Below are 22,242 nucleotides of genomic sequence, written 5' to 3' on the forward strand. Positions count from 1 at the left end.
CGTCATTGCGAGCGCAGCGAAGCAATCCAGGGGCCGGTGCGCACCGGCCCCTGGATTGCTTCGTCGGCTTCGCCTCCTCGCAATGACGAAGAAGCCAGAGAGCCCGTCTTCAAAAGCCCCTGGCCTGAAACAAAGCCGGGCAGGCTGCCCCACCGCAGCCTGCCCGGAGACCCGGGTGGCGCCGTCTTACCGGCTGGCCACCCCGGCGCAGGCGTTCTGCCCGTCCAGCGAGCGCAGATAGGCGGTGACGGCCGCGATATTGCCGACACCGACCTTGCCGCCATGCACCGCGCTGAGGTTGGGGCGGAACACATCCGCCAGCGTCGCCGCCTGCCCATTGTGGAAGTAGGACGAGGACTGCCACAGGCCGGTCAGCGTCGGCGTGTCGAAGCCGACCCCGGCCAGCGGCTGGCCCGACCCGGTGCCGGAGGAGGGCTGCACCGTGCCGACATCATGCCGCTGGTTGTCCTGGCTGACCGCGGTGCCGTGGCAGGTGGTGCAGCTGGCGGCCTGGACCAGCTGCTGGCCCCGCTGCGCCTCCGCCGTCAGGCAGCCCTGCGCCGTCCGGAACGGGCTGCGCTGGAAGGTGCTGAGCGACGTGACATAGGCCGCGAGATTGTCCAGCTCGGCGCTCTTGCCCGCCTTCTTCGGGCCCAGCGGGTTGATGGTGGCGGCGTAGTCGGCGTCGGTCATGAAGCCGGCGCCCTCGAACTCGTCGCGGACGTCCTTCTCGAAATCCTGCAGCTCGTCGAAATTGGCGGTCCAGTGCAGCTTGCCCATGGCCGGCCCGACGCCCTGCCGCCCCTGCAGCGAGATGGTGCGGCGCAGGCCCTCGCCGCGTTGGGTGAAGTCCCAGACCATGCCGTCGCTGTCGCCGTCGACATGGCAGCTGGCGCAGGAGATGTAGCTCTCGCTGCTCATCCGCGGGTCGGCGGCGTTGTAGAAGACGCGCTTGCCGGCCAGCACCGCGACCGGCAGCGGCTCGGTCGCCACGGTCGGGATCGCGGTCGGGGCGGGGGTGACGAAATCCTCGCCGGTCAGCACCTTGCCGATGTCGTGGACGGTGACGCCGCGGTCGAGGAAGGCGTTGACGAACAGCCGCTTCCGCGCGGCGTCGAGATAGAGGCCGTGCGGCGTGCGGCCGATGCCGGCGATCGATCCCACCACCGCGCGGCGATAGGGGTCGACGATCTCGACGCTGTTCGACTCCATCTCGGCGACGAAGATGTAGTTGCCGGTCGGGGCGAACAGCGCGGCGCGGGCCGGCGCCCGGTTGTTGAAGTCGATCTGCTCGGCGAACACCTCCTTGCCCTGCGCCAGGTCGAGCTGGGACAGGATCGAGCGCACGGTGGTGTCGGCCTTGAGGTCGATCTGCTTGCGGTAGCGGCCCTGGACGATGTTGTCCTTCTTCGACGGCAGGATGGCGCGGCGGCCGTCCGGCGAGATCACGACCTGGTTCATGTAGTTGGCGACGCCCGGCGCCGCGGCCTCGGTGGCCGGCGTGGTGGTGTCCACCGGCAGCGCGATCACCGTCGGCGCCGTCGTGGCGGCGAGGTTCACCCTATAGACCTCGCCCTGCGTCATCTTCGAGCGGAAGCGGGTGACATAGGCGGTCTTCGAGTCGGCGCTGACGGCGATGCCGCGCACGTCGCCACCCCCCGGCAGCGTCACCCGGCGGGTGATGGCGCCGGTCGACGGGTTGAACACCGCCAGGGTCGACTTGCCGGCCAGGGTCAGCAGGCCCTTCGTGCCGTCCGGCGTGAACGCCACGCCATAGGGCGCGCTGCCGTAGTCGAGGGCGAAGCTGCTGACCGCCTTGGTCAGCGGATCGATGCGCAGCAGCTTGTCGTCGCCCTGCACCGCGACCCACAGCTTGCCGCCGGGGCCGAGCGCCAGGGTCTTCGGCTCCTTGCCCACCGAGAGCTGCCAGGACTTGGCCAAAGTAGCGGCGTCGATCGCGGCGATGGTCCCGGCATCGGGGTCGAGGGCGTAGACCGCCGTGGCGTTGCCGACGATGTTGCTGGTGTGGGCCGGGGCCGATGCCGTCACCGGGTAGATCACGCTCTGCAGGAAGGAGAAGGAGGTCTCCGTCCCGTCCTCGGTCACCACCGTCACCGACACGGTGTAGTTGCCCGGCGTGGGATAGGTGTAGCGCGCGATCGGGCTGGCCGCGGTGGTGGTCACCGGCGCGCTGCCATCGCCGAAGTTCCAGATGTACCTGGCGCCGCTGAGCCCCAGCGCGGCCGGGTCCAGCGCGACCGCCTTGGCCACCTGCTGCTGCGGCAGCACGCTCGGGCGCGGGTTGAAGATGCCGTCGATCTCGGCGTCGGTCAGCACCCGCTTGTAGACCCGGACGTCGGACAGGATGCCCTTGAAGGCGACCGGGTTGCCCTGGATCTGCCCCAGCATCTGCAGCTTGTCGAAGATGCCCATGACGCCGGCGGTGCCGGTCGACGTGACCTTGACGCCGTCGATCACCATCGACTGCGCGCCGGTGGCGGAATCGCGGGTCATGGCGACCTGGTGCCACTGCCCGTCATTGACCGGCGCGGTCGACCGGGTGACCGGGTTGCTGGTGCTGCGATCGCCGACCGACAGGTTCAGGTAGCCGGCATTGTCGATCCAGCCCCAGAACACGTCGTTGGCGCCGCCGACCTGGTCGCGGCCGAAGATGCCGGGGGCCTGCCACGGATTGCTGTTGCCGATCTGGCTGGTCTTCATCCGGAAGCTGACGGTGGCGGTGCCGCCGAGGGTGTAGGCGATGCCGTCGCTCTCCAGCTCCACGCCGGTGGTGCGCGGCGTGAAATCCAGCCCGCCCTCGGCGAAGCTGTCCTGGCTGCCCGCCTTGCCGTCATTGCTGCCGGCCACGTCGGTCAGCGTGCTGGCCAGCGGCCAGCGATTGACATAGGAGGTCGGGACCGACTGGCTGCCGGTGGTGAAGCTGGAGGTAAACTCCTGCGCCAGGCCGTTGCCGGCATAGTCCTTCACGCCGCCGGCGGTCAGCACGACCTCGTATTCGGTGTTCAGCTGCAGCGGCTCGGCCGGGGAGAAGTTGATGATGCCGAGCTGCACGCTGTAGGTGCCGGCCAGCGCCGTGCCGCCCTTGGGCCGGACGATGAAGGTGTCGGCGGTCACCGTCTCCGGCAGGATGGTATCGGACAGGGCCAGGCCGATGCGCGAGGTCTGGGCCTGGTGCAGCACGCCCGCGGCGGGCGAGACCGTCAGCACCGCAGGCGGCGTCGTGTCCGGGGCCTTCTGGTGCGGCCGGAAGGCGGTGTTGGTGCCGTGGTCGCTGCCGACGAAGACCAGGTTGCCGAACAGCGCGACCTGCCCCAGATCCGGGTCGCGGTTGCCGCGCGGCGGAACCGTCACATTGTCCGGCACCCGCTCGGACCGGCCGATCTCCGGGTAGGAGGCCGGGTCGGTGATGTCGAGCTTGAAGATGTAGCGCTGCGCCCCGACGATCAGATGGTCGTCCTGCGCGGCGCAGTAGAGGCCCTCCTCGATCGCGGTATTCTCGTTCTCGATCACGACCTGGCGCGGGTTCGAGACGTCGTAGCCCGCCATCTTGCCGTCACCGTTGCGGCCGGAGGTGTAGAGCTTCCGGCCGTTGAAGCAGGTGGCGTAGTAGTTCGGGAAGGTGGTCTTGCCGCCGATCACGGTCGGGTTCAGCGGGTCGGAGATGTCGAGGCTGGCGAAGCCCGACGTGGTCTCCATCGAGGTCAGCACCATCTCGTTGCCCATGGCGAAGATCGGACCGAGCCTGAAGCCACCCAGCTCGCCCACCGGCACCGGATTGGGCCGGCCGTTGCCGCGATCCACCAGCCTGGCGTTGGCCGGGTCCCGCGCATCGACGATGAACATGCCGCGGCTGGCCGAGGCGACGTAGAGATAGGGCGCCTGCCACCACATCTGCCAGTTGACGTTCTCGTAGTCGCCGGCATTGACCCCCGGCAGGACCAGCTTCTTGACCTGCTTGATGTCGTTGATGTCGGTGAAGTCCCAGAACTCGACGCCGTAGATGCTGGGCAGGGCGATGTAGTCCTTGCCGCCGATGGTGGCCTGGCCGAAGGCGTGCGGCTCGCGGAATTCCTTGGTCCGCCCCTCCGGCTCGTAGATGGTCTTGACCAGCTTGATGTCGCGCGGGTTGCTGACGTCGTAGATCAGGAAGCCGCCGGTCGCCTCGCCGCTGTCCGGCGCGAACAGGGTCACGAAATAGCCGTTGTGCATCACCCCGACATTGGTGCCGTAGGGCTTCTGCGGGCTGGTGTTGCCGGGGATGGTGTACTGGATGACCGGGATGCCGTTGGTGTAGGTCGCGGTGTTCCAGTCGATCGTCGAGATCTCGCGGAACAGCTCGGCATCGGTGTAGGTCAGGTTGCCGAGGCCCGGCCCGTGCAGCGGAAGGGTCTGGGCGGAGGCCGTGTGGCCCGTGGCCAGAGACAGGGATATCAGGCTCACGGCCAGCAAGGCCGATCGACAGGCGTTCATCGCTCCCCCTCCATTGTCCGATCCCGGCCCGGGAGAGCAGCGGCGGCGCATGTTGGGCCTTGCCCTGTCCGCCGGTCCTCTCAGGTCTGGAAATCGGCTGGCGGCCCCGTGGACGGGACCTGATTGCAGGGGATGGTGAAGTCTCCCGAAGGGAGTGTCAATAAATCTCAATCATTGAAATATATTTCATAAACAATATCGAATGCCGTGCAAGTGAAGGCCGCCGGTCAGGCCGTGAACAGCGAGCGCAGCGTCCCTTCGAGGTCGGGCTCGGGGCTGGAGCAGACACCGAGGATGGTCGCGTCGCCCTCCCCCACCGAGACATAGCCATGGCCCATGGTGCTGTCGATATAGACGGCGCCGCCCTTCTCCAGCCGTACCGGGGCGTAGTGGTCGGTGTGCACCTCGATCGCACCTTCCAGCACGTAGATGAGCTCCTCCCCCGAATGGCGCACCAGGGGGCCGAACTCCGCGATGTCGCGGATCTTGACCGTGGTGAGCACCGGCACCATCCGCTTCCGCTGCAGCTCGGTGCACAGATACAGGTAGTCGTAGTTCGGTGTGACCTGCAGCAGCCCCTCGCCCGGCCGGCTGACCGACCGCCGGGCCAGCGCCGCCCCCGTCTCCGCCGGCGCCGACAGCAGCTCGGCCAGGTTGATGCCCAGCCCCTCGCTGATCTGCAGCAGCTTGTCATAGGTCAGCGACATCTGGTCGTTCTCGACCTTCGACAGCGTCGAGACCGCCACCCCGGTCCGCTGGTTGACCTCCTGCAGCGTCCAGCCATGCCGGCGCCGCAGCGCCTTCAGGCATTCCCCGAGCTTGGGCTGAGTGGGCATGCGCGGACCTGCCGATGGATGGTCGACCACCCTAAGTCGGGCGCCGGTCTGATCGCAAGGACCAGAAATTTTCCGATACGACTATGGATTTGACACAAACGCTATAGCCCCGCACTCTTCGAATCCAGGAGGCTGCGCGCCGTCGCCCGCGGCTGCGACCGGGCCCCGAACCCGCCGGGAGGACGCGATGAGCCATGACAGCCCCCTGCCCCAGGACCTGCCCCGGGACCTGAACGCCCGGATCGACGGGCTGTTCGCGCGCTGGGCCCGGCCGGATTCGCCGGGCGCCGCGGTCAGCGTCACCCGCCATGGCCGGGAGATCCATCGCGGCTGCTACGGCATGGCCGACCTGGCCCATGCCGTGCCGATCGACGCGCGCACCGTCATCCGCATCGGGTCGCAGACCAAGCAGTTCACCGTGCTGCTGGCGCTGATGCTGGAGGCCGAGGGCAAGCTGTCGATGGAGGACGATGTCCGCCGCCACCTGCCCTGGCTGCCGGCGTATCCGCAGACGGTGACGCTGCGCCACCTGGCGGCGAATGTCGGGGGCTTGCGCGACTTCCTGGAGATCATGATGCTGGGCGGGCTGCCGCTGGGCGCGCCGTCGACCCGCGCCGGGGCGCGCCGCATCATCGGCCGGCATGGCGGCGTGAACTTCCGGCCCGGCACCGACCTGATCTACTGCAACACCGGCTTCTTCCTCCTGTCCGAGATCGTCGAGCAGGTCTCGGGCCAGAGCTTCAACCAGCTGCTGGAGGAGCGCATCACCGGCCCGCTGGGCATGCGCGACACCCGGCTGATGCGCTGGGATTCCGAGATCCTGCCGCGGCTGGCCGACCATCACAGCCGCAGCCCCGACGGCGGCTGGCACAAGGCGCAATGGGGCGTGGTGCTGGGCGGCGAGGGCGGCATGGTCTCGACGCTCGAGGACATGAAGGCCTGGCTGGCCAATCTCGACGCGCCGAAGGTCGGCACGCCGGAGATGCTGGCCCGGATGTCGGCGCCCGGCGCCGTGATCGACGGCACCCCCTCGCCCTATGGCCTCGGCCTCGTCACCTGCCGCTATCGCGGCCTGTCCAGCATCGGCCATGGCGGCGGCGTCGCCGGCGGCCGGTCGGAATCGGTGCGGTTCCCGGAGGCCGGGATCGGCATCGTCATCCTCGGCAACACCGACGACATGGGCCCGTTCTCCCTGGCCCGCCGCATCCTGGACCTGGTGCTGGGCCATGAGCCCGGCCCGCCGCGCGCCGAGGGCGCCGCGGACCGGCTGGCCCGCGCCGCCGGGCTGTACCGGGCCGAGGACGGCGACGACGTGTTCGGCATCGCCGTGAAGGATGGCGAGCCGGTGGTGGTCAGCAACATGGGCGGCGGCCTGCCGATCGAGCAGGCCGGCGAGGACAGCTTCATGCCGGAGCGGGGCATCGTGCCGCTGGAGTTCACGCCGCGCGCCGACGGCGACATCGACACGCGCTGGTTTGGCCGGGCGCGGCGCTTCCGCCGCCTGTCCGATGCCGCCCTGCCGACGGCGCCCGGCCTGGCCGGCCGCTACGCCGACGACGCCACCGGCTTCGCCGCGGAGATCGGCGCGGAGGACGGCGAGACCGTGCTGCGCCTGCGCACGCCCCATGGCGCGTGGGAGGCGACCTTGGAGGCGCGCGCGCCGGACCTGCATCTGGCGCTGCCGCGGCGGGTTTTCGAGGACGTCCCGCCCCCGGCGGTCGAGGCCGGCGGCTGGCTGTTCACGGTCCGCCTCGTGCCCGGCGGCATCGTGCTGAACGACGACCGCACCAAGCATCTGCATCTGGCCCGGACGGCCTGACCTATCCCTAGGTATGATCCGCCCTGATCGCATGTGCGATTAGCCGGGCGGGGCCGCTGCGCTAGCTTGTCCTTGCACAGCGGCATCCCCCCATCACCGCTGATGCCTGCAGCCCGCCACCATCCGCCCCCCCTCGGATGGTGGCGGGCGCTCCCTTCCGAAACCAAATCCGGCGTCCGGTCGAATATCGGTCTTGCGTACGCGCTCGGCTGCGAGGCCATAGTTTCGCAGCCAGGTTCCAAGTCCCTGCACAGCGAGGATGAATGCCCCAGCCGCAACGATCGCCCGGGCGCTCCGCTCTCGGCTCCCTGGTCCTGATCGCAGCCGTCGTCGGCGTCGGAGGCGCCGCCTTCGCCTACACCGCCGGGTGGCTGTCGCCGCAACGCCTGACGCCGGAGAAGCTGGTGTCGGCCCTGGCCCCGCCCGGCGGGCCGGCCCCCGGCCATCGCCGCAACCACGCCAAGGGCATCTGCTTCACCGGCGTGTTCGAGTCCAACGGCGCCGGGGCGGAGCTGTCCAAGGCCCAGGTCTTCGCCAAGGGCGAGTATCCGGCCCTCGGGCGCTTCAACCTCGCCACCCCGGAGTTCAAGGCCGTGGACGCCACGGTCCGGGTGCGCGGGCTGGGGCTGCAGATCTCGACGCCGGACGGGCAGGAGTGGCGCAGCGCCATGATCGACCCGCCCTTCTTCCCGGTGGCGACGCCGCAGGCCTTCTACGAGCTGCTGACCGCCTCCGGCAGCAAGGACCCGGAGGCGATGAAGGCCGTGGTCGCGGCGCATCCGGAAATCGCCGCCTTCGGCGCCTGGGCGCAGAGCGCGCCCTGGACCGGCAGCTATGCCGAGGAGCGGTTCAACAGCCTCAACAGCTTCGTGTTCACCGACGGCTCCGGCGCCGCGCACACGGTGCGCTGGTCGCTGCTGCCGGCGGCGGCGCCGGTGGCCGTGCCGCATGACCAGCTGGAGAAGCTCGGCCCCGATTTCCTCGAACAGGACATCACCCAGCGCGTCGCCGCCGGGCCGCAGCGCTGGACCATGACGGTGACCGTCGCCAATCCGGGCGACCCGACCGCGGACCCGAGCAAGGCCTGGCCGGCCGACCGCCGCACCGTCGAGGTCGGGACCCTGGTGGTGCAGAAGATCGAGGCCGAGCAGGACGGCCCCTGCCGCGACATCAACTTCGACCCGACCGTCCTGCCCGCGGGCATCAGCCCGTCGGACGATCCGTTCCCGGCCGCGCGGTCGGCCGCCTATTCCCGGTCCTACAACCTCCGCACGGCGGAGCATGACGCCTATCCGGGATCCTCGACGGGAGCCAAGCCATGACCGCGGGCCGCCGGCACTTCACCGCCTCCCAGCGCCTGCTGCACTGGCTGCTGGCCCTCTGCATCCTGGCCATGCTGTTCATCGGCGTCGGCATGGTGTCCACCGTCGCGCCGAAGTATCTGACGCTGGTGGCGATCCACAAGCCGCTCGGCATCGCCATCCTCGTCCTGGTGCTGATCCGCGTGGTGCTGCGGCTGCGCTACGGGGCGCCGGCGCTGCCGGCCGACCTGCCGGAGCCGATGAAGCTGGCCGCGCATCTGTCGCATCTCGCCTTCTACCTGCTGATGATCGCCATGCCGCTGATCGGCTGGGGCATGCTGTCCGCCGCGGCCTATCCGGTGGTGCTGTTCCCGGGCATGACCCTGCCGCCGATCCTGCCGCAGGATGCCGGGCTGCATGCGCTGCTGTGGACCGCGCATGTGTATCTGGCCTTCGCCTTCTTCGCGCTGATCCTGCTGCATGTCGCGGCGGCGCTGTATCACGCCCTGGTGCGGCGCGACGGCGTGTTCGAGGCGATGGCGCCGGTGCCGGCGCGGGAGACCGACGCCCGGTCGTAGACGGGGATCCGCCGGAAGGGGCATGCCGGCGGCGGGAATGACGCGCGCCTGGCATGCCGGGCGTTAGCCCCATGGTTCTCCCCGGACGCCTGATCCGGCCCAGGCCCGCGGCGCTATCGACGCCGCGGGCCTGTTTTGCCTTCTGTCACTGCCATCAAAGCCCGGGGGTCTGGAAGAACCGCGCACGAAGGTTACGCCAGGACATCCAGAGAAGGAGGACGGACGCAAATGACGCTTGAATGCATCAATCCCCAGGATCTGCCCGCGCCTGCCACCTATTCGCAGGTCGTTGTCGCGACGGGGACCAGGCTGATATTCGTCGCCGGCCAGGAGCCTGAAGACATACACGGCAAGCTTGTCGGCCGGGGCGATCTCACGGTCCAGGCACGGCAGGTGTTTGCCAATCTTGGTCGAGCCCTCGCCGCCGCGGGCGCCCTTCCCAGGCACGTCGCCAGGATCACGATCTATGTCGTCGATTACCGGCGCGATGACCACCTGCCGATCATCGAAGCGGCCCGGGTGGCTCTGTTCGGGGACCACAAGCCGGCCGATGTCGTTGTCGGGGTCGCGACCCTGTCCCCTGGATATCTGATCGAGGTTGATGCGGTTGCGGTTGTCGATGCCTAGCAGCAACCTGCCGCCGGCATGAAGCCATCGCCAGCCCATGGAACCGATCGGATAATCCTCGATCCGCGGATCACCGATCACAGCGGGCTGTTCGGTGTCGCAGCCTGGATCTTGGCGCCCGAACGCCTCTGTGTTTCCTCGGCTCTGGCAATGAGCCAGTCGACGAAAGCGCCGATCTCCGGGTTGCCGAGCGTCTCCTCGCTGCAGACGCAGTGATAGTTCTTGGCTGCGGGGACGCTGAGCGAAAGCGGCTGCACCAGCCGCCCCTCGTCGAGGTCGCGAGACGAGATCACGTCATCGATCAGCGCAACGCCTTGCCCGTCGCGGGCAGCCTGGAGAACCAGGCCGAAATCGTCGAAATACACATCGGCGGCGCCGGGATACGGGACCCGCGCCAGGGCCAGCCAGCGCCGCCATTCGCTGCCGTCATCCTCATGCAGCAGCCGGTGGCCGGACAGGTCGGACGGATGGCGGATGCCCTTCGGCCCGCGCAGCAGCACCGGGCTGCAGACCGGCGTCAGTTGCACCCCGTGCAGGAGCCGCCACCAGAAGCCGGGCCAGGGAGGATTGCCGTACACCACGGCCACATCGATCCGCCGCCAGTCGACCTGCTCGAACTCGATCACCGTGGCAACCCGCAGGCGGATGTGGCGGTGGTCGGCCAGGAAGCCGAAGACATGGGCGACGAACCAGGTGGCGCCGAGCACCGGCGGCATGCCGACGGTCAGAAGGGTCTCCGGCCGCTCCGCCGAAACCCGCCGCGTGAGGTCGTCGACACCGGACGCGATCTCCGCCAGGGCCTGCGCCACCGACCGCTGCAGGGCCAGGCCGTCGTCGGTCAGGACCAACCGCCGCCCGACACGGCGGAACAAGGCCAGCTTCAGCGTGGACTGCAGCGATCGCAGCTGCTGGCTGATCGCCCCCGGCGTCACATGCAACTCGGCGGCCGCGGCGCCGACGTGACCCAATCGGGCGACGCTCTCGAAGACGCGCAGGGCATGCAGCGGCGGTAAGGGCATGGGACTATATCGTTTAGTTTGATTAGCAAATTTTGAAGAAAATCATTTAGCTTGTCAAAATCTTGAGCCCCGCTGATGGTTTGTCGCAGCGAGCCCGCAGACGGCTTGCTCCGGCACAATCAATCAACGGGGAGACCAAACAATGGGCGCGATTCCATCGCGGTTTTCATCGACGATCATCTTCGGATTGTCGGCGCTCTGCTCCACGGCCGCCATGGCGGGCGGCACTGTTCCATCCTTCGTCCAGAACGGCACGCTGAAGGTCTGCACGGCCGGCGATTTCCCGCCGATGGAATACTATGAGCATCCTGGCGACACCCAGATGGTCGGGGTCGAGATCGATGTCGTGTCGGCGCTGGCCCGGATCTGGAACGCCAAGCCGGATTTTGTGATCGCGCCCTTCACGGGCCTGCTGTCCTCGCTCGAGGCGCGGCGCTGCGACCTGGTCGCCAGCGGCATCTCGGTCACCCCCGAACGGCTGAAGACCTATGACGCCCTGCCCTATTTCACCACCGCGGTGGTCGTTCTCACGCCCGCCTCCGACACGGCGACGGCCCGGCCGGAAGACCTGTCGGGCAAGGTCATCGCGATCGAGGCCGGCACCACCTACGAGGCGCGGGCGGCCGACCTCAACAGCACGCTCCGCGCCGGCGCGCAGCCCGAGGTGACGGTGCAGACCTACCCCTCGGCCGCGGCCGTGATCCAGCAGATCCTGGTCGGCCGTGCCGCCGCGACCTTCACGCAGGACACGACCGCCATCTTCCGCCGCAACCAGATGCCGGACGCGCTGCGCATCGCCTATACCTATCCGGACCACAACACCTACGGCCTCTATCTCCGCCGAAGCGGCGATGACCTGCAGTCGCTGCGGCAGGCCTTCGCAACGCTCAGGCAGAGCGGCGAACTGGCGGCGATCGCGGCCAGGTGGGGCATCGCCGAGACGGCCCTCGATGCCGCAGCCGGCCCGCAATAGGCGCCGCCGGTCGATGTTCGATCCAGCTCTGTTCCTGTCGGCCCTGTTCGGGTGGCCGCTGGCGCAAGGGGCGCTGGTCACACTGGCGCTGTCGATCGCCGTCCAGGCGGTGTCGTTCCTGCTGGGCATGGGCGCCGCGTCCCTGGCGGCGTCCCGGCGCCCCGCGTCGCGCTGGGGCATGGCCGTCTATGTCTGGCTGTTCCGCGCCTCGCCCGCGCTACTGGTGCTGCTGTTCGTCTGGAACGGCCTGCCGCAGATGATCCCGCAGCTTCGGGCCGGCTGGTTCTCGCCCTTCCTGGCGGCCTTCCTGGCGCTGACCCTGATCCAGGTCGCCTATCTGACCGAGATCCTGCGCAGCGCCTACGCCGCGATCCCGGCCGGCCAGCGCGAGGCCGCGGCGGCGCTCGGCCTGCACCGCTGGCAGGTCTTCCTCCTGGTGGTCCTGCCGCAGGCGATGCGCATCGCCCTGCCGGCCCTCGTCAACGAGTTCATCTCGCTGCTCAAGACCACCTCCCTCGCCACCGTCATCTCGTTGAAGGAGCTGATGACCGTGACCTCCTTCGCCATCGCGACCAGCTTCCGCTTCCTGGAGTGGTACGGCGCCGCCCTCGTGTACTACCTGCTCATGGTCTCGGTGCTGACCGTGGCCCAGATCCGGATCGAGCGCCGGCTTTCGGCCGGATACGTCCGGCGATGACCGGGCCGCTTCGCTCCGCCTGGTTCGAACAGCGGGTGGCGGCCCCCGGCATCCGGCGGCTGTGGGAACCGCATGTCCACGGCTTCTTCCGGGCCAATATCTGGCACGTCGCCGGCCGCGACGCCGACCTCGTCGTCGATGCCGGCATGGGGTTGCGGCCGCTGCGTCCGACCCTTGGCCTGGCCGGCGGCAAGCCGGCGCTGGCGGTGGCCACCCACATCCATGTCGACCATGTCGGGTCGCTGCACGAATTCGAGCACCGGATCGGCCATCGGGCGGAAGCGGAGGGCTTCGCCGGGATGGATGACCGCGACACGCTGGCCCCGCTGTTCCGCACCCTGGCGGATGCGGTCGCCCGACCACCCTCCGACACCTGGAATGCCGACGAATACCGGGTGCCGCCGGCACCGCTGACCCGGATCGTGGAGGAAGGCGACACGATCGATCTCGGCGACCGGCGCCTGACCGTGCTCCATCTGCCCGGTCATTCCCCGGGCTCGATCGGACTGCTCGACGAGCGGGACGGGCTGCTGTTCAGCGGCGACGCGCTCTACACCGGCCGGCTGGTCGACGATCTGCCCGGTTCCGACCGCGCGGCCTATCGCCGGACGATGGCCCGGCTGCTCGAACTCGATATCCGCGCGGTCCATGGCGGCCATGGCGACAGCCTGGACCGCGACAGCATGCGGGCCATTGCCCGCGACTATCTCGATCGCGTTCCATGAGGCTGTCGGCGCCGGACATGCGATCATCGACCCGCAGTGCCGACAAGGAGGACAGGATGGACACACGGAAGCTCGACGTCCTGCGCGCCCGCTACGGTTCCGCCGGCGGCGCGGACCTGGACGACCCGGATTTCCGCAAGGCGGCGTCGCTGCAATTCGGCGATGGCGACCGGCGCAGGCTGCCCTTCGCCGACCCGTCGACCCTGCTCGACGCGCCCTTCCGGCCGGACGCCGCGGCGAAGGCCGATTTCGGCGGGATCGACATCGCCCTGATCGGCGTGCCGATGGATCTCGGCGTCACCAACCGGGCCGGCGCGCGCCTCGGCCCGCGGGCGGTGCGCGGCATCGAGCGCATCGGCCCCTACGAGCATGTGCTGCGCATGACGCCGATGGCCGATTGCAGCGTCGCCGATATCGGCGACGTGCCGTTCGCCAGCCGCTTCAGCCTGGAGCAATGCCACGCCGACATCGAGGCCTTCTTCACCAAGGTCGTGGCGGCGGGCGTGATTCCGCTGGCCGTGGGCGGCGACCATTCGATCAGCCGTTCGATCCTGGCCGCCATTGGCCGGGACCGGCCGGTCGGCATGATCCACATCGATGCCCATTGCGACACCGGCGGCAGCTTCGAAGGCGCCAAGTTCCACCATGGCGGCCCGTTCCGGCACGCCGTCCTCGAGGGCACGCTGGACCCGGAGCGGACGATCCAGATCGGCATCCGCGGCGGCGCCGAGTATCTCTGGGAGTTCTCCTACGCGTCCGGCATGGCCGTGATCCATGCCGAGGAGGTGCCGAAGCTCGGCCTGCCCGCGGTGATCTCCCGGGCGCGGGAGGTGGTCGGCGACGGCCCGACCTATGTGTCCTTCGACGTCGACAGCCTGGATCCCGGCTTCGCGCCCGGCACCGGCACGCCCGAGGTCGGCGGCCTGCAGCCGCGCGAGGTGCTGGAGCTGCTGCGCGGCCTGGCCGGCATCGATTTCGTCGGCGGCGACGTGGTCGAGGTGGCGCCGCAATACGACGCGACCACCAACACCGCCCAGTGCGGGGCCCAGGTACTGTTCGAGCTGCTGTGCCTGGCGGTCAAGACGAGGTCAGGTCGCCGTTGAGCGCCGTCATGACGCTTCTTGCGTCATGGGCCCCTTGGCGGGATGGACGTCCCGCCGTCGGTAAAGGGGCCGAGGTGAGAGTGGCGTCCGTTGTGCTTTGGTCGAAGGCCGCTCGGGGCGAGGCGGCTCCGAGAGGTTGCTTCATCGATGCTGCAGTTGGAAAGCAAGAAGGCCGTCCCGGATGGGACGGCCTTCAGGGGATCGTTGGTTGCGGGGACTCGCAACTAACTATGCTCACACACGCCAAGTTCGGACGAATGCTTGTATCAGCGTCATGCCAGCAGTTGCCGAACGACGGGGGCTAGTGCGACTCCGATCGCCCGCGTGTTCGCAGCATCGAGATGCACCCCGTCGATCGGCGACGCGGTCGCCACGCCTGCCGCATCGAAGAAGGCACAGCCGCAGTGGATCGCAGCCTCCTGGTAACGCGGCGCCAGCTTCCGCGATTCGACGATGCTGCGGCCGCCGGCCGGCTGCCAGTCGCCGCCTACGGTCTCACCGAACAGCGGCGGCGCCACGATCAGCACCCGCGGGGAGGCGGCGCCACGGCCATAGGGATAGGTCCTGGCGATCTCGACCAGACGCTCGACCCCGGCGCCGGCACCCAAGGCGGTGCCGCAGACATACGGCTTCAGGTCGTTGGTGCCGAGCATGATGATCACGAGATCAAGGGGATAGTGGCTGCCCAGCAGCGTCGGCAGGATGCGCACGCCGTTCCGGTCGGCGGCCGCCCCATGATCGTCGAACATTGTGGTCCGTCCGCCCAGACCTTCGGCGATCACCCGGGCGGCTCCCTCCAGCCCGGCCTCAAGCACGCTAGGCCAGCGATCCTCGAAGCGGTGACGGCTACCGCTCACAGGATCGGCACCCCAGGTCAGGCTGTCGCCGAAGGCGAGGATGGTCTTCACGTCGATCAAGGCCGTCACTCCGATGTCACGCCGCCCGCCCCAGCAATGTCGGCCGCTCCAGCGGCCCGGCATTGGTGTTGACCCGGCGATCCAGCCGGACGTCGCCGTCGCCGAAGGTCAGGGTCACGGTGTCACAGAACGCGGTTTCGACGAAGCGCCACATCATCTCCAGCCGGCGCTCATCGCGCCAGACGCCGCGGGCGATCACCCGCAGCGAGTCCGGCTGGTACTCGTGGTGCAGCAGGTTGCCGGTCATGGTGGTGTCGCCCTCCACCGCGTGGCCGAGCCCGGATTCGATCCGGTGCGTGCCGCGATGGTCGGAGAGGCTGAAGACGACGCGGTCCGCGGCGAAGTCCAACGCGATCGCGGCGACCCCGTCCTCGTTGGCGTCGAACACGAAGCGCCGGCTGTCGACCGCCGCCGCCATGGGCGATTGCGCCGCGCCTTCGGCCTCGGGCAGCGCCAGGGCGGCCAGGCGCGCCTCCAGCACCGGCTGCAGTCGGGCGGCGTCGGGGCCAGCGCCGGCCAGGGCCGGATACAGCTTCGACCAGAGCGCGGTCATCAGGCGGCGGTCGCCGTTGCGCATCGCCGCAGTGACCGCGATCACCGCATCCTGGGCCGGCAGCACCACGCATTGCTGGCCGTAGACGCCGGAGGCGCGGTAGCCGTCATGCGGCGTCATCCACCACTGGTAGCCATAGCCCTCGCGCCGGTCGGCGGGCGACCGCTGCGACGGGTCGCGCGGGCGGAAGCGCTTGCCGTCGAGATCGGCCATCCAGACCTCGTCGACCTGGTTGCGCGTCGCCTCCCGCACCCACTCCGCCGGCAGCACCTGCCGGCCGTCCCACACGCCGTTCTGCAGGTGCAGCGCGCCGAACTTGACCACGTCCTCGGTGACGCAGCACAGGCCGTTGCCGCCGCTGCTGACGCCCTCCGGCGAGACATCCCACAGGATCGTCCCCATGCCGAGCGGCCGGAACAACCGCGGCTCCAGATAGTCGCGCACGGTCTGGCCGGTCACCTTGGTGACGATGGCGGACAGCATGTAGCTGGAGGCGCTGCTGTAGATGAAGGTGCGGCCCGGCGCCTCGTCCACCGGCTCGCGCAGGAAGGCCTCGACCCAGCTGCCGCCCATGCGGCGCCATTCGCCGCCGGAGATGCCGGTGGTGTGGCCGCTGCGCATGGTCAGCAGGTCGCGCACCGTCATCGCCGCCAGGTTGTCGCTGACCTGCGCCGGCAGCTGGTCCGGGAAGAAGCCGATCACCTTATCGTCCAGGGCGAACCGGCCCTCGCCGATCGCCAGGCCGACGGCCGCGGCGGTCCAGCTCTTGGTCGCCGAATGCTGCATGTGCACCCGGTCGGCGCCATAGGGCTTCCAGAAGCCCTCCGCCACCACCGCGCCGCCGCGGAACAGCATGAAGCTGTGCAGCTCCAGCCCGCCGGCCGCCACCTCGTCGAGGAAGGCCAGGATGCCGGCCGGGTCCACGCCCTTCTCGGCCGGGGTCGCGCGCGGAAGCCTGATGCTGGTGGTCACGGAATGTCTCCTCGGGATCGGGAATCCTGCGGCGGCGCGTCGCTGCGGCACCATGATTCGATTTGGGTAATGCATTTTGTCGCGCAAAATGCAAAATCACACAAGGCGACACTGACCCAATCCGTGAGGCGGCATGAACATCCTGGTCCTTCCCGGCGACGGCATCGGCCCCGAGATCACCGAGGCCACCCTGGCGGTGCTGCAGGCGGCCGACCGGCGCCTGGCGCTCGGCCTCGCCTTCACCCGCCACGACATCGGCCTGGCATCGCTGGCGGCGCAGGGCACCACCCTGCCGGAAGAGGTGCTGGTGGCGATCCCCAAGGCCGACGGCGTGATCCTCGGGCCCGTGTCGCATTACGAGTACCCGGCCCGCGACCAGGGCGGGTTGAACCCGTCGGGCGAGCTGCGGGTGCGGTTCGACCTGACCGCCAACATCCGCCCCTGCCGCTCGCGCCCCGACCTCAGCGTCCTGCGCAAGCCGATGGAGCTGGTGATCGTGCGCGAGAACACCGAGGGCTTCTACGCCGACCGCAACATGGTCGCCGGCTGCGGCGAGTTCATGCCCGATGCCGACATGGCCCTGGCGGTGCGCAAGATCACCGCGCGGGCCAGCGCCCGCGTCGCCCGCACCGCCTTCGAGATCGCCCGCGGCCGGCGCCGCAAGGTCACCGCCGTGCACAAGGCCAATGTGCTGAAGCTGACCGACGGCCTGTTCCTGCGCGAGGTGCGCCGGGTGGCGCAGGACTTCCCGGAGGTCCAGCTGGACGAGCTGATCGTCGACGCCGCCGCCGCCCATCTGATCCGCAGCCCGGATCGGTTCGACGTCATCGTCACCACCAACATGTTCGGCGACATCCTGTCCGACGAGGCGTCGGAGCTGTGCGGCAGCCTGGGGCTGGGCGGGTCGATCAACGCCGGCGACACGGTCTGCGTCGCCCAGGCGCAGCACGGCTCGGCCCCCGACATCCAGGGCCGCGACCTGGCCAACCCGACCTCGCTGATCCTGTCGGCGGCGATGCTGCTGGACTGGCGCGCCCGCCGCGACGGCAATGACCGGCTGGCCGAGGCGGCCCGGCTGATCGAGGAGGCGGTCGAGGCGGTCCTGGCCGACCCGGCCTCGCGCACCCGCGACCTGGGCGGCAGCCGCGGCACCACCGAATTCACCGCGGCCGTCGTCGCCGCGGTCGCTGGCTAGACCGGGATGAGTTCGGGACTGGCCGCTCATCCGAGCGTATCGAGGCGGTAACGTTTTGTCTCTCCCGCTTGCAGGAGAGGCAATGCGAGAAGACGCTCGACATCTTGTCAGCTTCTGGTGTGACCAAACCTCAATTCATCCCGTTCCAAGGGAGACCTGGATGACCGACAAGACCCAGACACGCCCGCAGGCCGCGATCCTGCGCCCGGCGGAGATCGTCGCGCATGAGCGCGGCGGCGGCGCCCGGACCGTGCCTCTGGTGACCAGCGGCATCGGCTCCACCGGCCTGCTCAACGGCATCACCGAATTCGCGCCCGGCGGCGCCATCCCGCTGCACACGCACAATTGCGAGGAGAGCGTGATGGTGCTGGAGGGCGAGGCGCTGGTGGAGATCGCCGGCGCCACCCACCGCATGGGCGTGCACGACACCACCTGGGTGCCGGCCGATGTGCCGCACCGCTTCGTCAATGCCGGCCCGGGGCGGCTGCGGATCTTCTGGACCTACGCCTCGGTCGACGCCACCCGCACCCTGGTCGCCACCGGCGACACCAGGCGGATCGACGCCGAGCGGCGGTGAGCCTGCGCGGACGCGCGCAGGCCTCTCCCGCCTCCGCAGGGGAGAGAGGAAGGCCGGGTAGGTCGGCGATGGTTGCTACGCGGTCGCGCCAAGCCGGCGCTCAGCTGCTGTCCGGCTTCGGCGGGCGCGGCAGAGGCCGGCCGGCGGCGGACTCGGCCGGGCTCTCGGGCCAGGGCTCCGCGGCGTCGCGGTCGGCAGGATCGGTCTCCGCCGGCTCGATGGCGGCCTCGGTGTCGCAGCCCTGCGGTTGCGGCGGCGGGCGGCCGAGCTTGCGGCACACCGCCTGCAGGAACTCCTCCGACGACAGCGTGTCCATCTGCGCGTCGAGCGTCTCGTCCTCGACCAGCGTTTCCCACACCGCCGCCCGCAGATACTCCGCACCCTCGCCATCCGCCGGCGTCGCCAGCGCCTTGGTCACGGTGTCCGTGACCTGCTCCCGCTTCTGCCGGCGCTGCTGCTCCTCGCCCGTGGCCACGCGCTCGCCCCGGCGCATCAGGTATTCCGCCCGGATCCGCTCGGTCAGCGCCACCGACAGCCGGATCGAGCGGGAGAGGCGCGAGTGGATCAGGCCGCAATCGATCGGCGAGTCCGCAGATGCCCGCTCCTGCTGCCGCTCGGTCATGCGCTTGACGCGCATGTCCATCTCCGCCGCCTGGCGCACCAGGTGCAGCGCCCATCCCGTCCAATGCATGTCGGGATCGGTCGGCCGGATCGGCTCGAACTGCGGCTCATCATCCATGGAACAAAGAATGAACAAGAGTCGCGGGAAAGGCTACACGCGATCGTGCTGGGAAAATGCGTCGGGCTGAGAGAACCCCTCCCCCTGCCCCCCTCCCGCAAGGGGAGGGGGAGGATTAAAGGCACAAGTCGAGTTGAACGGCTGTGTTCTAAAAGGCCCCTCTTGCGGGAGAGAGGCGACACGGCTCACCCCCGCAGCGCCGCCGAGATCGCGGCCAGACCGGAGTCCAGCTCCGCCGCCGTCGGCCAGCCATAGCCCAGGCGGAAGCAGGTGTCGGGCATCTCGAACCAGTGGCCCGGCCCGACATAGCAGCCATGGACGTCGAGCAGCCGGCGGTAGAAGGCGTCGGTGCCGCCCGGCGGCTCCGCCCGCATCCGCGGGAAGCAGACCACGCCGCCCGACGGCGCCACCCAGTCGAGCAGCTCCTCGCCGGCGATCCAGCCCGCCACCAGGGCACGGCGGCGGCGCATCTCCGCCAGGATCGGGTCCAGGATCGCCGACCGGTTCTCCAGGATCCGCTCGGCGATCCACTCGTCGACGACGCTGCCGCAGATGCTGATCTGCTCCTTCGCCGCCAGGAACAGCTCCTGCAGCGCCGGGTCGCGGGTGACGATCCAGCCGATGCGGATGCCGGGCACGCCATAGGCCTTGGACAGCGACGACACGCCGATGACACGCGGCCCCAGCGTCGCCGCCAGCGGCAGGGGTACGTCCAGCGACAGGTCGCGATAGGTCTCATCGACCAGCAGCGGGCAGCCGGTGCGGGCGGCGAGGTCGGCCAGCGCCCGCAACTCGGCGGCGCTGGCCATCGTCCCGGTCGGGTTGTGCGGGGCGGTGACGCTGATCAGCTTCGTGCGCGGCGTCACCGCGGCGGCGACCGCCTCCGGGTCGATGCGGAACCCGTCCTCGAAGCGCAGATCGACCGTGGTGATGGCGCAGCCGATCGCCCGCGGCGTTTCCAGGTTGGTGGCGTAGTTGGGGCGCACCACCACCAGATGGTTGTCGCGGCCCAGCAGCGCGGTGGCGACGATGAACAGCGCCCCGGCCGCGCCGCCGGTGATCAGCACGTCGTCCGGCTGCAGCCCCTCGCCCTGCGCCGCGATCAGCGCCCGCAGCGCCTCGCTGCCGCGATGGCTGCCGTACAGCAAAGTCAGGTCCGGGATCTGCAGCCCGAGCTGCGACAGGCTGCGGTCGGCCACCGAGCTTTCGGACAGGTTGAAGCGGATCAGCCCGTAGCCGTACTCCTCGGGGGACTCGACCTCGATCGGCATGCGTGCGTAGCGCATCGGAAACCCTCGTGTTCGGAAGGGATGAGGCGTCTTGCGCCTAGGCGGCAGAGATGGCCTGGAGGAAGGTGTCGAGCGCGATGTTGCGGCCGCACAGCACCACGGCCACGGTGCGGCCGCGCCACGCCTCGGCCTGCCGGACCAGCCCGGCCAGCGCGACCCCGGCGGATCCCTCCACGATCCAATGCTCGGCCTCGGCGACCTGGCGCATGGCCCGGGCGATCTCCGCCTCGCTGACCAGCACCCGCTCGTCGATCACCGACTGGCAGACCGGGAAGGTGACCGACCCGGCCTCCACGGCGCCCGCAGTGCCGTCGGACAGGGTCTCGCTCTCCTCGACATCGACGATCGCGCCCACCTCCAGCGCCCGCAGCATCACCGGCGAATTCTCCGCCCAGACGCCGACCACGCGGGTCTGCGGCCGGATCCGCTTGATCGCCGTGCCGGTGCCGCCGATCAGACCCCCGCCGCCGACGGCGATGAAGACGGCGTCGAGATCCGGGGCCTGCTGCATCAGCTCGACCCCGACCGTGCCCTGCCCGGCCATCACGTCGGGGTCGTTATAGGGCGGGATGTAGGTCCGCCCCGACGCCGCCGCGTCCCGCCGCGCGCTGGCCTCCGCCTCAATCGGCGGGCCGTCGATGACGACAAGTTCCGCCCCCAGGGCCAAGATCGCGTCGGTCTTGGTCCGGGCGGTGCCGGCGGCGACATGCACCCGCACGGCGGTGCCCGCCAGCGCGCCGGCCCGCGCCACGGCCATGCCGTGGTTGCCGGTCGACGCCGTGGTCACGCCGCGGCGCCGCTCCGCCTCCGACAGCGTGCTGATCCTGTTGGTCGCGCCGCGCAGCTTGAAGGCCCCGCTCGGCTGCAGATGCTCCGCCTTCAGCAGCACCTCGCAGCCCAGCGCGGCCGACAGGACGGCGCTGCGCTCCAGCGGCGTCACCGGGACCTGCGGCCGGATCGCCGCATGCGCCGCCATGATCCGGTCGAACAGCTCTGTCATCTCGATCCTCCCGCGCGATGTCGCCGATGGTGCCGGGCCGCGCGGCGCCGCGCCATCCCTCCAGGGAGGGGGTCAGGACCGGCAGCGGGCGAACAGCTCGGCCAGCGAGCCGATTCCGAGCTTGCGGAAGATGCGCTTGCGGTGGTCCTTCACGGTGAAGCGGCCGATGCCCAGCCGCAGCGCCACCGCCTCGGACGAGCAGCCCGCCAGCAGCAGGTCCAGCACCTCCCGCTCCCGCCCGGTCAGGCCGGCGGCACCGGCCGGGCCGGGACGCGACAGCGACAGGTGCTTGTCGAAGGCCGCGGCGATCGGGGCGCCCAGCGCATCGAGATGGTGGAGGTCCCGGTCCGTCGCCCGGCGCCGCGACCGTTGGCGGTACAGCCCGAACTCGACCAGGCCGACGCGTGTGCCGAGATGCAGCCCGATCTCCTCCAGCCCCTCGGGCCAGCCGACGGTGCGGAAGCCGAGCTCCTCCTCCGGCGCCGGCAGCAGATGGCCCGGCGCCTCCCGCCGCGGCAGGCGCCGGACGGCAAAGTCGCGCGCCCGGAACGCCCGGCCCATCGGCCGGCGCGCCAGGATCGGGCTGACGGCGTGGGTGACGCGCAGATAGGTCTCGATCCCACGCCTTCCGCCCGCCGCGTCGAAATTGTCGAACAGCAGCTCCGGCGTCCGGCCGCCCGGATGGACGATGACGGCGGCGAGGTCGAAGCCCAGCAGGCGGCCGACGGCGCCTGCCGCAGTTGCCGGAAACCCGGCCTCGCCGATCGCCCCGATCACCTCCGCCAGCGCCTGGTGCGGCGACATGCGCGGCCCTCCCGTCTCAAGCCGGAC

At 69.9% G+C, this 22,242-nt stretch carries 19 protein-coding genes; 10 read left to right on the forward strand and 9 right to left on the reverse strand.

Annotated elements, in window-relative coordinates:
* Positions 1-186: 186 nt before the first annotated feature.
* Positions 187-4,461 (reverse strand): Ig-like domain-containing protein, encoded by a 4,275-nt coding sequence (locus BWR60_RS13435; RefSeq protein WP_218823478.1) that lies wholly within the window; start codon positions 4,459-4,461, stop codon positions 187-189.
* Between the two features lie 257 nt (positions 4,462-4,718).
* On the reverse strand, positions 4,719-5,327 hold the full coding sequence (locus BWR60_RS13440; RefSeq protein ID WP_088151540.1) for a helix-turn-helix domain-containing protein: 609 nt from the start codon (positions 5,325-5,327) through the stop codon (positions 4,719-4,721).
* Between the two features lie 187 nt (positions 5,328-5,514).
* Between BWR60_RS13440 and BWR60_RS13445 the strand changes: the two genes are divergently transcribed.
* From BWR60_RS13445 to BWR60_RS13460, 4 genes are all read left to right on the forward strand, one after another.
* Complete coding sequence (locus tag BWR60_RS13445; protein ID WP_088151541.1) at positions 5,515-7,146, forward strand: serine hydrolase domain-containing protein; 1,632 nt, start codon at positions 5,515-5,517, stop codon at positions 7,144-7,146.
* A 263-nt stretch (positions 7,147-7,409) separates the two neighbouring features.
* Positions 7,410-8,468, forward strand: coding sequence for a catalase family peroxidase (locus tag BWR60_RS13450; protein ID WP_088151542.1), 1,059 nt, complete (start codon positions 7,410-7,412; stop codon positions 8,466-8,468).
* Entirely contained in the window at positions 8,465-9,025 is a 561-nt protein-coding gene (locus BWR60_RS13455; protein WP_088151543.1) for a cytochrome b, read from the forward strand. The genes BWR60_RS13450 and BWR60_RS13455 overlap by 4 nt, the downstream gene beginning before the upstream one ends.
* 228 nt (positions 9,026-9,253) lie before the next feature.
* Complete coding sequence (locus BWR60_RS13460; protein WP_088151544.1) at positions 9,254-9,652, forward strand: RidA family protein; 399 nt, start codon at positions 9,254-9,256, stop codon at positions 9,650-9,652.
* A 77-nt stretch (positions 9,653-9,729) separates the two neighbouring features.
* Here BWR60_RS13460 and BWR60_RS13465 read toward each other — a convergent pair whose 3' ends face one another.
* Positions 9,730-10,671, reverse strand: coding sequence for a LysR substrate-binding domain-containing protein (locus BWR60_RS13465; protein ID WP_088151545.1), 942 nt, complete (start codon positions 10,669-10,671; stop codon positions 9,730-9,732).
* 187 nt (positions 10,672-10,858) lie between these two features.
* Here BWR60_RS13465 and BWR60_RS13470 point away from each other — a divergent pair, with 187 nt between their 5' ends.
* The 4 genes from BWR60_RS13470 to BWR60_RS13485 are packed head-to-tail and all read left to right on the forward strand — an operon-like array spanning position 10,859 to position 14,169.
* On the forward strand, positions 10,859-11,644 hold the full coding sequence (locus tag BWR60_RS13470; protein WP_179221755.1) for a transporter substrate-binding domain-containing protein: 786 nt from the start codon (positions 10,859-10,861) through the stop codon (positions 11,642-11,644).
* Between the two features lie 13 nt (positions 11,645-11,657).
* Complete coding sequence (locus BWR60_RS13475) at positions 11,658-12,341, forward strand: amino acid ABC transporter permease (protein ID WP_088151577.1); 684 nt, start codon at positions 11,658-11,660, stop codon at positions 12,339-12,341.
* Complete coding sequence (locus BWR60_RS13480) at positions 12,338-13,066, forward strand: MBL fold metallo-hydrolase (RefSeq protein WP_088151547.1); 729 nt, start codon at positions 12,338-12,340, stop codon at positions 13,064-13,066. Before BWR60_RS13475 ends, BWR60_RS13480 begins: the two co-directional genes overlap by 4 nt.
* Positions 13,067-13,122: 56 nt before the next feature.
* A complete protein-coding gene (locus BWR60_RS13485) occupies positions 13,123-14,169 on the forward strand; it encodes an agmatinase (RefSeq protein WP_088151548.1) in 1,047 nt (348 codons plus the stop codon).
* A 272-nt stretch (positions 14,170-14,441) separates the two neighbouring features.
* On the opposite strand, the gene BWR60_RS13490 is transcribed toward BWR60_RS13485, so the two are convergent.
* Positions 14,442-15,077, reverse strand: a complete 636-nt coding sequence (locus BWR60_RS13490) for an SGNH/GDSL hydrolase family protein (RefSeq protein ID WP_088151578.1) — start codon at positions 15,075-15,077, stop codon at positions 14,442-14,444.
* 25 nt (positions 15,078-15,102) lie between these two features.
* Complete coding sequence (locus BWR60_RS13495) at positions 15,103-16,611, reverse strand: serine hydrolase domain-containing protein (RefSeq protein WP_218823480.1); 1,509 nt, start codon at positions 16,609-16,611, stop codon at positions 15,103-15,105.
* Positions 16,612-16,744: 133 nt separating this feature from the next.
* Here BWR60_RS13495 and BWR60_RS13500 point away from each other — a divergent pair, with 133 nt between their 5' ends.
* Complete coding sequence (locus BWR60_RS13500; protein WP_088151550.1) at positions 16,745-17,806, forward strand: isocitrate/isopropylmalate dehydrogenase family protein; 1,062 nt, start codon at positions 16,745-16,747, stop codon at positions 17,804-17,806.
* 160 nt (positions 17,807-17,966) lie between these two features.
* Positions 17,967-18,383 carry a cupin domain-containing protein gene (locus BWR60_RS13505; protein ID WP_088151551.1) on the forward strand — a complete coding sequence of 139 codons (417 nt, stop codon included), beginning with the start codon at positions 17,967-17,969 and terminating at the stop codon, positions 18,381-18,383.
* A gap of 100 nt (positions 18,384-18,483) precedes the next feature.
* Here BWR60_RS13505 and BWR60_RS13510 read toward each other — a convergent pair whose 3' ends face one another.
* The 4 genes from BWR60_RS13510 to BWR60_RS13525 form a co-directional block, all read right to left on the reverse strand.
* Positions 18,484-19,122, reverse strand: coding sequence for a hypothetical protein (locus tag BWR60_RS13510; protein ID WP_088151552.1), 639 nt, complete (start codon positions 19,120-19,122; stop codon positions 18,484-18,486).
* A gap of 185 nt (positions 19,123-19,307) precedes the next feature.
* On the reverse strand, positions 19,308-20,408 hold the full coding sequence (locus tag BWR60_RS13515; protein WP_088151553.1) for a pyridoxal phosphate-dependent aminotransferase: 1,101 nt from the start codon (positions 20,406-20,408) through the stop codon (positions 19,308-19,310).
* 40 nt (positions 20,409-20,448) lie between these two features.
* Positions 20,449-21,411 (reverse strand): threonine/serine dehydratase, encoded by a 963-nt coding sequence (locus BWR60_RS13520; RefSeq protein ID WP_088151554.1) that lies wholly within the window; start codon positions 21,409-21,411, stop codon positions 20,449-20,451.
* 72 nt (positions 21,412-21,483) lie between these two features.
* Positions 21,484-22,215 (reverse strand): helix-turn-helix transcriptional regulator, encoded by a 732-nt coding sequence (locus tag BWR60_RS13525; protein ID WP_088151555.1) that lies wholly within the window; start codon positions 22,213-22,215, stop codon positions 21,484-21,486.
* Positions 22,216-22,242 lie beyond the last annotated feature (27 nt).

The sequence above is a fragment of the Inquilinus limosus genome, assembly GCF_002195995.1.
In the GTDB taxonomy this organism is placed as follows: Bacteria; Pseudomonadota; Alphaproteobacteria; order DSM-16000; family Inquilinaceae; genus Inquilinus; species Inquilinus limosus_C.